The 12,130-nt window shown below is 69.6% G+C and carries 16 protein-coding genes; 4 read left to right on the forward strand and 12 right to left on the reverse strand.

Annotated features, from left to right (window positions below):
* The 5 genes from carA to pyrR form a co-directional block, all read right to left on the reverse strand.
* On the reverse strand, nt 1–1,113 hold the full coding sequence (gene carA, locus BM417_RS02450) for a glutamine-hydrolyzing carbamoyl-phosphate synthase small subunit (RefSeq protein ID WP_407656071.1): 1,113 nt from the start codon (nt 1,111–1,113) through the stop codon (nt 1–3).
* Nucleotides 1,110–1,598: a PH-like domain-containing protein gene (locus BM417_RS02455; RefSeq protein ID WP_093588066.1), complete on the reverse strand. Its 489-nt coding sequence runs from the start codon at nt 1,596–1,598 to the stop codon at nt 1,110–1,112. Before BM417_RS02455 ends, carA begins: the two co-directional genes overlap by 4 nt.
* A complete protein-coding gene (locus BM417_RS02460; protein WP_093588067.1) occupies nt 1,595–2,878 on the reverse strand; it encodes a dihydroorotase in 1,284 nt (427 codons plus the stop codon). Before BM417_RS02460 ends, BM417_RS02455 begins: the two co-directional genes overlap by 4 nt.
* A gap of 73 nt (nt 2,879–2,951) precedes the next feature.
* Complete coding sequence (locus tag BM417_RS02465) at nt 2,952–3,884, reverse strand: aspartate carbamoyltransferase catalytic subunit (RefSeq protein WP_093588068.1); 933 nt, start codon at nt 3,882–3,884, stop codon at nt 2,952–2,954.
* Entirely contained in the window at nt 3,881–4,453 is a 573-nt protein-coding gene (gene pyrR, locus BM417_RS02470; protein ID WP_089912344.1) for a bifunctional pyr operon transcriptional regulator/uracil phosphoribosyltransferase PyrR, read from the reverse strand. The genes BM417_RS02465 and pyrR overlap by 4 nt, the downstream gene beginning before the upstream one ends.
* A gap of 257 nt (nt 4,454–4,710) precedes the next feature.
* Between pyrR and bldD the strand changes: the two genes are divergently transcribed.
* The gene (gene bldD / locus BM417_RS02475) at nt 4,711–5,199 is read left to right on the forward strand and encodes a transcriptional regulator BldD (protein WP_030471611.1); all 489 of its coding nucleotides are present in this window, start codon (nt 4,711–4,713) and stop codon (nt 5,197–5,199) included.
* Nucleotides 5,200–5,281: 82 nt separating this feature from the next.
* Here the strand turns inward: bldD and BM417_RS02480 are convergent, their stop codons facing one another.
* On the reverse strand, nt 5,282–6,007 hold the full coding sequence (locus tag BM417_RS02480) for a sigma-70 family RNA polymerase sigma factor family protein (RefSeq protein ID WP_093588069.1): 726 nt from the start codon (nt 6,005–6,007) through the stop codon (nt 5,282–5,284).
* 83 nt (nt 6,008–6,090) lie between these two features.
* A complete protein-coding gene (locus BM417_RS02485; RefSeq protein WP_281251280.1) occupies nt 6,091–6,900 on the reverse strand; it encodes a sigma-70 family RNA polymerase sigma factor in 810 nt (269 codons plus the stop codon).
* Nucleotides 6,901–6,988: 88 nt separating this feature from the next.
* Between BM417_RS02485 and BM417_RS02490 the strand changes: the two genes are divergently transcribed.
* Together BM417_RS02490 and BM417_RS02495 are read left to right on the forward strand one after the other, a co-directional pair.
* Nucleotides 6,989–7,690, forward strand: coding sequence for an SDR family oxidoreductase (locus tag BM417_RS02490; RefSeq protein ID WP_093588071.1), 702 nt, complete (start codon nt 6,989–6,991; stop codon nt 7,688–7,690).
* 12 nt (nt 7,691–7,702) lie between these two features.
* Nucleotides 7,703–8,344 carry an HD domain-containing protein gene (locus tag BM417_RS02495; RefSeq protein WP_093588072.1) on the forward strand — a complete coding sequence of 214 codons (642 nt, stop codon included), beginning with the start codon at nt 7,703–7,705 and terminating at the stop codon, nt 8,342–8,344.
* On the opposite strand, the gene BM417_RS02500 is transcribed toward BM417_RS02495, so the two are convergent.
* The 4 genes from BM417_RS02500 to BM417_RS02515 all read right to left on the reverse strand — a co-directional run bounded on the left by BM417_RS02500 (nt 8,341) and on the right by BM417_RS02515 (nt 11,083).
* The gene (locus BM417_RS02500) at nt 8,341–8,892 is read right to left on the reverse strand and encodes a cysteine dioxygenase family protein (RefSeq protein WP_093588073.1); all 552 of its coding nucleotides are present in this window, start codon (nt 8,890–8,892) and stop codon (nt 8,341–8,343) included. The genes BM417_RS02495 and BM417_RS02500 overlap by 4 nt on opposite strands.
* Before the next feature lie 94 nt (nt 8,893–8,986).
* Complete coding sequence (gene nusB / locus BM417_RS02505) at nt 8,987–9,406, reverse strand: transcription antitermination factor NusB (RefSeq protein ID WP_090005962.1); 420 nt, start codon at nt 9,404–9,406, stop codon at nt 8,987–8,989.
* Nucleotides 9,406–9,975, reverse strand: coding sequence for an elongation factor P (efp, locus tag BM417_RS02510; RefSeq protein ID WP_093588074.1), 570 nt, complete (start codon nt 9,973–9,975; stop codon nt 9,406–9,408). Before efp ends, nusB begins: the two co-directional genes overlap by 1 nt.
* Nucleotides 9,976–10,006: 31 nt before the next feature.
* A complete protein-coding gene (locus BM417_RS02515; protein ID WP_093588075.1) occupies nt 10,007–11,083 on the reverse strand; it encodes a M24 family metallopeptidase in 1,077 nt (358 codons plus the stop codon).
* 35 nt (nt 11,084–11,118) lie between these two features.
* Between BM417_RS02515 and BM417_RS02520 the strand changes: the two genes are divergently transcribed.
* Nucleotides 11,119–11,529 carry a B-4DMT family transporter gene (locus tag BM417_RS02520; RefSeq protein WP_143138469.1) on the forward strand — a complete coding sequence of 137 codons (411 nt, stop codon included), beginning with the start codon at nt 11,119–11,121 and terminating at the stop codon, nt 11,527–11,529.
* Here BM417_RS02520 and BM417_RS02525 read toward each other — a convergent pair.
* Nucleotides 11,513–12,121 carry a hypothetical protein gene (locus BM417_RS02525; RefSeq protein ID WP_218164297.1) on the reverse strand — a complete coding sequence of 203 codons (609 nt, stop codon included), beginning with the start codon at nt 12,119–12,121 and terminating at the stop codon, nt 11,513–11,515. The two genes, BM417_RS02520 and BM417_RS02525, sit on opposite strands and share 17 nt — an antisense overlap.
* Between the last annotated feature and the right edge of the window lie 9 nt (nt 12,122–12,130).

The following is a 12,130-nucleotide window of genomic DNA, read 5'->3' on the forward strand; positions in this document are numbered from 1 at the left end:
TCAGCGGCCTTCGTTCATAAGGGTCACGAACTCGTCGAACAGGGGCGCGGCGTCGTGCGGGCCCGCCGCGGCCTCGGGGTGGTACTGCACGGAGAACGCCGGCGCGTCGAGCAGCCGGACGCCCTCGACGGTGCCGTCGTTCGGGCAGTAGTGCGACAGCACGGCGCGGCCGAACTCCGAGGAGAACTCCTCACCCGGCGTGCCCTCCAGCGCGAACCCGTGGTTCTGCGAGGTGATGGCGACCTTGCCGGTGGCCACGTCGATGACCGGGATGTTGATGCCGCGGTGGCCGTAGCGCATCTTGTACGTCCCACGACCGACCGCGCGGCCCAGGATCTGGTTGCCGAAGCAGATGCCGAACAGCGGCAGCTTCCGGCCCAGCGCCTCCTTCGTCAGCGCGATCGCGTGGTCCTGCGTGGCCGGGTCGCCAGGGCCGTTCGAGAGGAACAGGCCGTCGGGGCTGACCTTGAGGATGTCCTCGAAGGAACTGGTCAGCGGCAGCACGTGCACCTCGATGCCGCGCGCCGCCATCATCCGCGGGGTGTTCGACTTGATGCCCAGGTCGAGCGCCGCGACGGTGAACTTCTTGGCACCGATGGCCTCGACCACGTACGGCTTGTCCGTGGTGACGTCGACCGCGAGGTTCGCGCCGACCATCTCCGCCGAGGCCTTGACCTGCTCGACCATCGACGCGTCGTCGGTGAGCTCGGAACCCGAGAACACACCGGCGCGCATGGCGCCCTGCTCGCGGATGTGGCGGGTCAGGGTGCGGGTGTCGAGGCCCGCGATGCCGACCACGCCCTGGTTGGTCAGTTCCTCGTCGAGGCCGCGCTTGGACCGCCAGTTCGACGGCGTGCGCGCGGGGTCGCGGACCACGTAACCGGCGACCCAGATCCTCGAGGACTCGTCGTCCTCGTCGTTCCAGCCGGTGTTGCCGATCTGCGGCGCGGTCTGCACCACGATCTGACGGTGGTAGGAGGGGTCGGTCAGGGTTTCCTGGTACCCGGTCATGGCCGTGGAGAACACGACCTCGCCGAGCGAGACGCCGGTCGCTCCGTACGCCTCACCGCGGAAGACACGTCCGTCTTCCAGCACCAATGCCGCGTTCGTCACGCCTTGCCTCCCACGAGAGCTGCTACCCATTCGCCATAAACGTCTTTGTCATCGCCACGGAAGCCCGTGTCGAACAAGTGGCCTTCGTTCTCCCACTGGACCACCAGCAGGCCCTCTTCGCTGAACATGACCTTCCCGGCCAGACCGCGGTCGGTGCGGGCGTCCCGGATGGACTCGGCGGGGATGAAGATCGGTGACGCGCCAACGCGTTCGATGGCGACGCCCTCCGGAACGAGGCTCAGCGTGGCCTCGGCGCGGAAGCCGATGTCCCCGACCTGAATGCGGTCCTGCCAGTTGCCCGCGTTCGTCGTTCCGATGTAGACGCCCGTGGTCGCGAGCCTCGGGGCGCCCAGGGCGACCGGCGTCGAGGGGAACGCGGGGAGGTCGGCCTGCTTGCGCTGGCGTCGCTTCCAGCCGTGCCACATGCCGTAGACGCACAGGGCGAAGAAGACGAAGACCGCCAGGGACAGGAGGATCCGGGTCATTCCGCAATCCTCCCCGCCAGTGCGGTCACCCGGCCACGCAAGATGGTGGCCGTCACCGCGGCGGGCAGTTCCATGCCCTCGAACGGGGTGTTGCCCGCGATGCTCGCGAGCTGCGCGCCGTTCACCGTCCACGACGCGTCCGGGTCGACCAGCACGAGGTTCGCGGGCTCGCCGACCGCGATCGGACGGCCCTGGTCGGTCAGGCCGGCGATCTCGGCGGGCTTCTCGCTCATCACCCGTGCGACACCGCGCCAGTCCAGCAGGCCGGTCCTCACCATCGTCTCGACGACGATGCCGAGCGCGGTCTGCAGGCCGAGCATGCCCGGACGGGCCGCCGACCACTCGCAGTCCTTGTCCTGGATCGCGTGCGGGGCGTGGTCGGTGGCGACGCAGTCGATGGTGCCGTCCGCGAGCGCCTGCCGCAGCGCGTCCACGTCGGACTGGGTGCGCAGCGGCGGGTTGACCTTGTTGACCGGGTCGTAGGTGCTCAGCCGGTCGTCGGTCAGGATCAGGTGGTGCGGGGTGACCTCGGCGGACACCTTGGTGCCGCGGGCCTTGGCCCACTTCAGGACGTCGGCCGTGCCGGTGGTGCTGACGTGGCAGACGTGCAGCCTCGCGTCGACCTGCTTCGCGAGGATGCAGTCGCGGGCGACGATCGACTCCTCGGCCGCGGCGGGCCAGCCCTGCAGACCGAGCCTGGAGGCGTTCTCACCTTCGTGTGCCTGGGCGCCGACCGTGAGGCGCGGTTCCTCGGCGTGCTGGGCGATGACGGCGTTGAGCGCCTTCGAGTACTCCAGCGCGCGACGCATGATCAACGGGTCGTGCACGCAGTGGCCGTCGTCGGAGAACACCCTGACGTTCGCCTTGGAGTTGGCCATCGTGCCGAGCTCCGCGAGCTTCTCGCCCTTGAGCCCGACCGTGACGGCGCCGACCGGGTGGACGTCGACCAGGCCGACCTCCTGGCCGCGGCGGGCGACGTGCTCGACGATGACGGCGTTGTCGGCGACCGGATCCGTGTTGGCCATCGCGAAAACGGCCGTGTAGCCACCGAGTGCGGCGGCCTTGGAACCCGTTTCGATGGTCTCGGTGTCCTCGCGACCCGGCTCACGCAGGTGGGTGTGCAGGTCGACGAAGCCCGGCAGCAGAACCGCCCCGTTGCCTTCGATGACTTCGGCTTCTGGATCCGTGCCCTCTGCGATCACGCCGTCGCGGATCAGCAGGTCGATCGGTTCCCCCTCGCCGTAGGGACGTACTCCCTTGAGAAGCAAGGATTTCTTCACTTTGCAATTCCTCGCGAGCTGCTAGTGGTCAGCAAGGGTTTCACTGTGTTCGATGGTTCGGTCGCAAGCTCCCTCACGGGGTTTCCTCCTCGTGGGCAAGCAGGTGGTACAGCACGGCCATGCGCACGTGGACACCGTTGCGGACCTGCTCGGTGATCGCGGCCTGCGGGCTGTCGGCGACGACGGAGGCGATCTCCATGCCGCGCAGCATCGGGCCGGGGTGCAGCACGACGGCGTGCTCTGGCAGCAGCTTCAGGCGCCGCTCGTTGAGGCCGTACGCGATCGAGTACTCGCGCGAGCTCGGGAAGAAGCCGCCAGTCATCCGCTCGGCCTGCACGCGCAGCAACATCACCGCGTCCTGCGAGGCGAGCTCGGAGTCGATCTCGTGCGAGACCGTGACCGGCCACTTCTCGACGCCGGTGGGCAGCAGGGTCGGCGGGGCGACCAGCGTGACCTCGGCACCGAGCGTGGTCAGCAGGTGCACGTTCGACCGGGCGACGCGGCTGTGCAGGACGTCACCGACGATCGCGACCCGGCGGCCGTCGAGGCTGCCCAGGCGGTCGCGCAGCGTGGCGGCGTCGAGCAACGCCTGCGTGGGGTGCTCGTGCATGCCGTCGCCGGCGTTCACCACGGACGTGCTGGTGTGCTTGAGCCAGCCCGCGAGCCGGTGGGCGGCACCGGACGCCGGGTGGCGCACGATCACGCAGTCGGCGCCCGCGGCCTGCAGGGTCAGCGCGGTGTCGCGCAGCGACTCGCCCTTGCTGACGCTGGAACCGGAGCTGCTGACGTTGATCACGTCCGCGGACATCCACTTGCCGGCGATCTCGAACGACACCCGCGTGCGCGTGCTGTTCTCGTAGAACATCGTGATCACCGTGCGGCCGCGCAGCGTCGGCAGCTTGCGGACCTCGCGGCCGAGCAGCGCCTGCTTCAGCCGGTCCGCGGTGTCGAGGATCGCGATCGCCTGGTCGCGGTCGAGGCCGTCGGTGGAGAGCAGGTGCTTCACTTCAGCACCACTCCGTCGCGGCCGTCGAACTCCTCGAGCATCACGACGACGTCCTCGGTCTTCGACGTCGGCAGGTTCTTGCCCACGTAGTCCGCGCGGATCGGCAGTTCGCGGTGACCGCGGTCGACCAGCACGGCGAGCTGGACGGCGCGGGGCCGGCCGTGGTCGCGCAGCGCGTCGAGGGCCGAGCGGATCGTGCGGCCGGAGAACAGCACGTCGTCCACGAGAACGACCAGCTTGTCGTCGATGCCGCCCTCGGGCAGCTTCGTCGCTTCCAGGGGCCGCGTGGGGCCTCGGCGCAGGTCGTCGCGGTAGAGGGTGATGTCGAGCGTGCCCTCGTGCACCGTCCGGCCGGAAAATTCGGCGATCTTAGCGGCTAGACGTCGTGCGAGGGGGGCTCCACGGCTGGGAATACCCATCAAGACGACGTCGGGTGCGCTGGGTGCATCGAGAGCGGTCTTCTCGATGATCTGATGGGCCATTCGGGCGACAGTGCGCGCGACGTCACCGGCCGAGAGAATCTCGCGATCCCCGGCCGGATCCGTCGCGCCACGTTGACGTGACGCCACGGCTGGACCTCCTTCCCCGCCTCACTGGACGGGTCCTTAAAGGACGTCGGACACCTAGTGACAACTAGGCTGACCTGCACCGTATCACCTACGGACGGTCAACCATCCGAGTGGTGTGCCAGGCGTGGCGCGCGTCTCTCCTTGAGATCAGCTTGACCTGTCGACCACGGCGAGTAATCATTACTCTGCGTATCGATCGAAGCCTCCCCGCAGCACGCCGGTACTGCTGACGGGGCGAATGAACGGAGAACCGCCACATGGGCGACTACGCCAAGGCGCTGGGGGCCAAGCTCCGCGCTATCCGCCAGCAGCAGGGACTCTCCCTGCACGGCGTCGAGCAGAAGTCCGGCGGTCGCTGGAAGGCCGTGGTCGTCGGCTCCTACGAGCGCGGTGACCGCGCGGTGACCGTGCAGAAGCTGGCCGAGCTGGCCGACTTCTACGGCGTTCCCGTCGCCGAGCTCCTGCCCGAGGGCCGCGTTCCCTCCGGTGCCGAGCCGGCCACCAAGATCGTGATCAACCTCGAACGGCTGCAGCAGCTGCCCGTCGAGAAGGTCGGACCGCTGGCCCGCTACGCCGCGACCATCCAGTCGCAGCGCGGGGACTACAACGGCAAGGTCCTCTCCATCCGCACCGAGGACCTGCGTTCGCTCGCGATCATCTACGACATGACGCCGGGCGAGCTCACCGAGCAGCTCATCGACTGGGGTGTGCTGCCTCCCGAGGCCCGTCCCGCCAAGGAAGACTGAGCTTCACACGCCGTCCATGGCTCCCCCGACGTCCTGCTTGTCGCCCTGAGGACGTTCGAGGGAGCCATGTGCGTTCTTCAGGTCATTCGGGTGAGAACAGCCGCCGGACGTGCTCCCGGTCCGTGATCGCGTGGATCGCCGCGATCTTCCGCTCGCGCACCGTGAACGCCACCAGCGCGACCGGCTGACCGTCCACTGTCGACACCAGTCCCGCCTCGCCGCCGACGACCGCGGGTTCCATGCACGGCGCCTCCTGAATCACCGCCGTCCTGGGCGCGACCATGCCGGCACCCCGCAGCCAGATTCCCTCCGAGCGCAGCGTCACGTCCGCGTCGAGCACGTTCTTGCCCGCCATGAACGCGTCGACGACCTCGCGCTGCCCTGCCAGGTCCACATCGGACACCGGTCTGCCCGCCACCCGTTTGCGCGCCCGTGCCTCCACCTGGAGCGCGCCCAGCGGTGTGCGGCCGATCAGTGGCGCGACCTGCTCGAACGGCTCCTCGAACATGTCGTGCAGCACGTACGCGACGCGTTCGTCGGGGGTCAGCGCGTCGAGTGCGGTCAGCACGCCGAGGCCGGGTTCGTGGTTCGGTCCCCTGCTCACCACCGGGTCCGGCATCTGGAAGCCGTTCCTGGCCCGCACGCGCAGCATCGTGAGGCTCACGCGTGCGACGACCGTGGCCAGCCAGCCCGGCTCACCGGTCTTCTCGATCTTGCGTCGCGCTTCCCGCACCGCGTCCGCGGCTTCGGCGAACCGGCCGAGCATCCGGTAGGCGAGCCTGTCCTCCTGGTCCAACTCCCCGATCATCGTTGGTCCCCTTCAATCGAGCGCCCACTTCCACTAGACACCTGGCGGGCGTTCGATGTGACCAGTGATGGCAGTGGTAATGCTCACGGAACAAGTGAGGCGAGTTGTCGCTGGTCCTGGATCACGTGGATCGCGGCGATCCGGTCGTCGCGCACCGTGAACGCCATGATCGAGAACACCACGCCGTCCACCCGCGTGACGAAGCCGATCTCGTCGCCGACGACCGCGAACTCGACGGCCGCCATCGCGGCGTACTTCCGGAACAGGCTCGCACGGCCCGCGACGGTCCGCCCGCCGATGACCTGAAGGTCGCCCGCGCGCAGCACGACGTCCGGGTGCAGCACCGCGACCAGGCCTTCCAGGTCGCCTTCCCGGGACGCCTTGAGGAACGCCTGCACCACCTCGCGCTGCTGGGGCAGGTCGACGTTCGGCTGCGGCCGGTCCTGCACGCGCTTGCGGGCCCTGCTCGCGAGCTGACGTGCGGTGGCCGGGGTCTTGTCGATCAACGGCGCGATGTCGTCGAACGGCACGGCGAACAGGTCGTGCAGCACGAACGCCAGCCGCTCGTCGGGCTTGAGCGAGTCCAGCACGATCAGCATCGCGAGCCCGACCTGGTCCTTCGCGACGGCCTGCTGTTCGGGCTCCTCCCCCGTCTCGATCACGGGATCGGGCATCTCGAACGCGTGCTCACGCCTGTCACGCAGCATGTTCAGGCAGACCCGCCCCACGACGGTCGTGAGCCAGGCTGCCGGGTTGTCGATCTCGCTCGTGTCGGCGCGCTCGACGCGGAGCCAGGCGTCCTGCAGCGCGTCGTCGGCCTCGGCGAACGACCCGAGCATGCGGTGGGCGATGGCGCGCAACCTCGTGCGCTCCTGCTCGAACTGCGCGATCAAAGCTTCCCCCTGTGGCCTGGCACACACCCTGTCACGTTCCCGCGCGCTGCCGGGTCGACCGGGCAACGACTCATTCGGGAGGGTAATCATGAAGATCCTCGTGACCGGCGGCACCGGCACTCTCGGCAGGCACGTCGTCCCGCGGCTGCGCGCGGCAGGAGCCGACGTGACCGTGCTCAGCCGCCACGGCGACATCGCCTGCGACCTGCTCGGGGACGTCCCGCCGATCGAGGCCGACGTCGTGGTGCACCTCGCCGGCGGGCAGAAGGGTGACGACGTCGCCACCCGCAACCTCCTGGCGGCCTGCCGGGGCGTCCGGCACTTCGTGTACATCTCGGTGATCGGCGCCGACACCGTGCCGCTGGCGTGGTTGCGCACCAAGCTCGCCTGCGAGCAGGCGATCGCCGCGTCGGGCATCCCGTTCACGATCCTGCGCGCGGCCCAGTTCCACGACCTGACGCTGACGATGGTGCGCGGGCTCGCGAAGCTGCCGGTCGTGCCGGTGCCGGGGATGCGGTTGCAGCCCGTCGACGCTCGCGACGTGGCCGCCCGGCTCGTCGAACTGGCGATCGGACAGCCAGCCGGACGCGTGGCCGACCTCGCAGGCCCAGCCGTTCTCGACCTGAGACACCTCGTGCGCGGCTACCTGGGCGCCGCGGGCAAACGCCGGCTCACCGTGCCGGTGCGGCTGCCGGGCAAGGCCGGGCAGGCCTACCGGGACGGGCGGAACCTGACGCTGGACGGCGACCACGGCGCCCGGACGTGGGAGGAGTTCCTGGCCGATCGGTAGAATCCCGGCAACGTGACCTCTTCCGACGCAGGACTTCTCGCCGATCAGAACCCGCTGCCGTCCGGTGTGGACTCCCGGCTGCGCGAGCACCTCACGTTCCTGATCGAGGTCGATCAGCTCAAGACCGTGCTGCGCGCGTCCCCTCTCGCGGCGGCGGACCGGCGGGAGAACGACGCGGAGCACTCGTGGCACCTCGCGCTGATGGTGCTGACTCTCGCGGAGTACGCCGACGAACCCATCGACGTCGGCCACACGATGAAGCTCGTGGTCGTGCACGACCTGGTCGAGATCTACGCGGGCGACACACCGATCTACGACACCGAACTGGGCGAGAGCCAGCAGGAACGCGAGGAGGCCGCCGCCGACCGGCTGTTCGGCATCCTGCCCGAGGACGCGGGCCGCGCGCTGAGGGCGTTGTGGGACGAGTTCGAGGCTCGCAAGACGCCCGAGGCGCGGTTCGCGAAGGCCATGGACCGGCTGCAACCGTTGCTGCTCAACTGGATGGCGAAGGGCGGGACCTGGCGGACGCCCGGTGTGACCGCGGAGGCCGTGCGCGGTCGCAAGGCCGTGATCGGTGAGGGCTCGACGAAGCTCTGGGAAGCGGCGCTGGAGCTGATCGACGAGGGCGAGCGGCGGGGCTGGGCCCGAAGTTAGACCGGGGTGCCGGCCGGGGTGTGCCAGCCGCCGACGAACCACTCGACGTCGCCGGTCGCCGGGTCGTAGCGGCGGCGTTCGATGGTGCCGATGTCGGCGCCGTAGACGTGGATGCCGATGGTCGGTTCGCCGGACTCCGCCACGACCGAGTGAACATCGTCGTCGGTCGTGCAGCACACGGTGACCTCGCCGCGCCGGAAGACCTGCTCGCCGAGCTCGACCAGGGGACCTGGTCCGGTGGGCTTGGCGTAGCGGATCTCGCGTTCGGCGCCGGAGTAGATGCCGACGGCGCCCCACGTCTCATGGCCGTGCACGGGCGTGCGCTGGCCTGGCGCCCACACGACGACGGCGACGCACCAGCCGGGAGCGAGGTGCAACGGGTAGTTGACGTGGTGGTCGGGCGACGGGCGGGTGAGTTCGGGCGGGAGGCGGTAACCGCTGTCCAGCAAGGCGGACAGGCGCTCCGCGACCCGTTCGGTGATCTCGTGCTGGTCGTCGGAGGCGGCCACGATCGACGCCACGTCGTCGAGGAAGGTCTGCAGGTTCATGACCTGAAGCCTGGGACAGCGCTCGTATGACGTCCAATGCCAAAACCGCGGGCATCCCATCAACCTGGTTGATGAGACGCCCGCGGAAAGGGAACTACAGGACAGCGCGCAGCTGGTCCGCGATGACCGCGATCCGGCCGAGCACGCCGTTGACGAACCGCGGCGAGTCGTCCGTGGACAGGCCCTTGGCGAGCTCCACGGCCTCGTCGATGGCGACCGCGTCCGGCACGTCGGCCGCCCACAGCAGCTCGTACAGGCCGAGGCGCAGGATCGCGCGGTCGACCGCCGGCATGCGCTGCAGGGTCCAGCCCTCGGCGTGCTCCGAGATGAGATCGTCGATGCGCGACCGGTGTGCGGTGACGCCCTCGACGAGCGTCACCGTGTAGTCGTTCACCGGCGGCACGTCAGGAGACCCGACGCGCGAGGCCAGCAACGTCACCGCGTCGCTGCCCAGCAGGTCGGCTTCGTAGAGGAAGTCGACCGCGCGCTTGCGGGCCTTGCTCCGAGCACCCATCAGGACTTGTCGCTGATGCGGCCGAGGTAGCGGCCGTCGCGGGTGTCGACCTTGATCTTCTCGCCGGTCGTGACGAACAGCGGGACCTGGATCTCGGCGCCGGTCTCCAGGCGGGCGGGCTTGGTGCCGCCGGTGGAGCGGTCGCCCTGCAGGCCCGGGTCGGTGTGCTCGATGACGAGCTCGACCGAGGTCGGGAGCTCGACGAACAGCGGGACGCCCTCGTGCGTGGCGACCATCGCTTCCTGGTTCTCCAGCAGGTAGTTCGCGGCGTCGCTGACCGTCTCGGCCGAGACCGGGATCTGGTCGTAGGTGTCGCCGTCCATGAAGATGAAGTCGGTGCCTTCCTTGTACAGGAAGGTCATGCCGCGCTTGTCCACGGTGGCGGTCTCGACCTTGGTGCCCGCGTTGAAGGTCTTGTCGACGACCTTCCCGGTCAGCACGTGCTTGAGGGTCGTGCGCACGAAGGCGCCACCCTTGCCGGGCTTGACGTGCTGGAACGCGGTGACGGTCCAGAGCTGGCCGTCGAGGTTCAGCACCAGGCCGTTCTTCAGGTCGTTCGTGGTGGCCACGGTGGGATTTCTCCTGTGTAGGACGGGGGTGTCAGACGACCACGAGTTCTTTCGTGGTCAGGGTGAGGAGCTCAGGCCCGCTCTCGCGGACCACGAGGGTGTCCTCGATGCGGACCCCGCCCCGCCCCGACAAGTAGACGCCGGGCTCGACGGTGACCGCCATACCGGCCGAAAGTGTACCGGCACCCACCTTCGACAACGCCGGTGCCTCGTGGATCTCCAGCCCGACCCCGTGGCCGAGGCCGTGCAGGAACTCGTTCCCGTGCCCGGCCTTCTCGATCACCTCGCGTGACGCGTGGTCGACGTCGCTCACCCGCGCACCCGGCGTCAGCGCGTTGCGGCCCGCCGCCTGCGACCGCGCGACCAGGTCGTACAGGTCGCGCTGCCAGTCCGCGGGCTTGCCGAGGACGAGCGTGCGGGTCATGTCGGAGTGGTAGCCGTCGACCAGCGCGCCGAAGTCGAGCTTGATGAGGTCGCCCACGTGCAGGGTCGCGTCCGTCGGCGAGTGGTGCGGCACGGCCGAGTTCGCGCCGAACGCCACGATCGAGGAGAACGACGGGCCCTCCGCGCCGTGGTCGAGCATGCGGCTCTCCAGCTCGCGCGCGACCTCGCGTTCGGTGCGGCCCGCACGCAGCCCGCCGTGGCCGATCAACGCCCCGAGCGCGCGGTCCGCCGCCGCGCACGCCATCCGCAGCGCCTCGATCTCGACCTCGTCCTTGACCAGCCGCAGCTTCTCGACCAGGCCGCCGGCCTTCACCAGCTCCGCCTTGCCCGCGGCGGCGGTCAGCTCGTCCAGGCCGTCGACCGTCACCTGCTGGCTCTCGAACCCGAGCCTGCCCTTCGCACGCTGGGCCAGGGCGGTGTCGCACGGCCGGTCGATCAGCCGCTCCAGGTCCGGCACCTGCTTCGCCGACTGGGTGAGATAGCGGCCGTCGGTGCAGAACACCGTGGTGTCGTCGCCGGCCGCGTCGATCAGGACGGCGGCGTTCGATCCGGTGAACCCGGTGAGGTACCGGACGTTCAACAGGTTCGTGACGAGCAGCGCGTCCAGGTTGGTGGCCTGGAGCTCCTGACGCAGGGCGGTTCGGCGTGCGGCGTACGACGACATGTCTCGCAGCGTACGGCCAGTCCTAAGCTGTCCGCATGCGTCCTTGGTTCGTCCGTGCGTTGTGGATGGGGCTCCTTCATGGAGCCGTGCAGACCGGCGTGGCGGCCGTAGGCGTGCGCAGCCCCGAGGCCTCCTCGATCCGCCCGATCGCGATCGGGCTGCTGATCGCCGCCGCCGTCATCTGGGGCGCCGTCGACACGGCGCGCGAACTGGACGGCCGCGGCATGCAGTGGTTCATCGCGTCGCTGATCGCGGGCCCGTTCGCGGGTGCGCTGGGGGTGATCGGGTCGGCGTTGCTGGTCGACCAGACCGGGCAGGAGGCGCTGTGGGTGGCGCTGACGGGCGGAGCGGCGTTCACGGCGTTGCTCGTGCTCGCGCCCGCCGGGCTGGGGATGCTGCTGGGCGGGTTCCTGGTCGGCAAGGACTCGGCTAGTCCGAGGAGCTGACGATGAGCAGGTAGCGCGCCGTGGTGGTGAAGGTGCCCGACTGGCCCTTGACCAGCAGCTCGTGCTCCCCCGGCTTCAACGGCGGGATCCACGCCCACAGTCCGCACCCCTGCGCCGGCACGCGTCCCTCGCGCTGCCCCACCACGTTGTCGCGCGCGGCCTGGTAGGTGATCGCGACCGGCGCGATCCGGCGCAGTTCCATCAGCTGCCCGTCGAGGGTCACCGAGCCCTTGGCGTTCGCCATGAACGCGGTGCAGTTCGCGTCCGTGGAGGCGAGGTTGACCGCGGGACCGGCGAGCGGGCGACCGGCGGGCACCTGGCACCTGCGGTTCACGGCGCCGCCGAACGTGCCGGCGAAGAACCACACGTCCTTCGGCTGGTTCTCCGCGCACCACTGCCCCGTGTCGTCGACCACGGGGTTGCGGTTCTCCGGACTCGACGCCGCCCACGTCCACCACTTCGCCTGCAGGTCCTGATCGGACAGCTGCTCGCCCGCGGCCGTGGTCGTCTCGCTGCTGACGGGCGTGGGCTCCGGCGCGGCGGCGCACCCGGCGAGGAGCAGGGCGAACGCGGCGATCCACAGTCTCGGCACGATCAGCAT

It is taken from the genome of Lentzea waywayandensis (genome assembly GCF_900115955.1).
In the GTDB taxonomy this organism is placed as follows: domain Bacteria; phylum Actinomycetota; class Actinomycetes; order Mycobacteriales; family Pseudonocardiaceae; genus Lentzea; species Lentzea waywayandensis.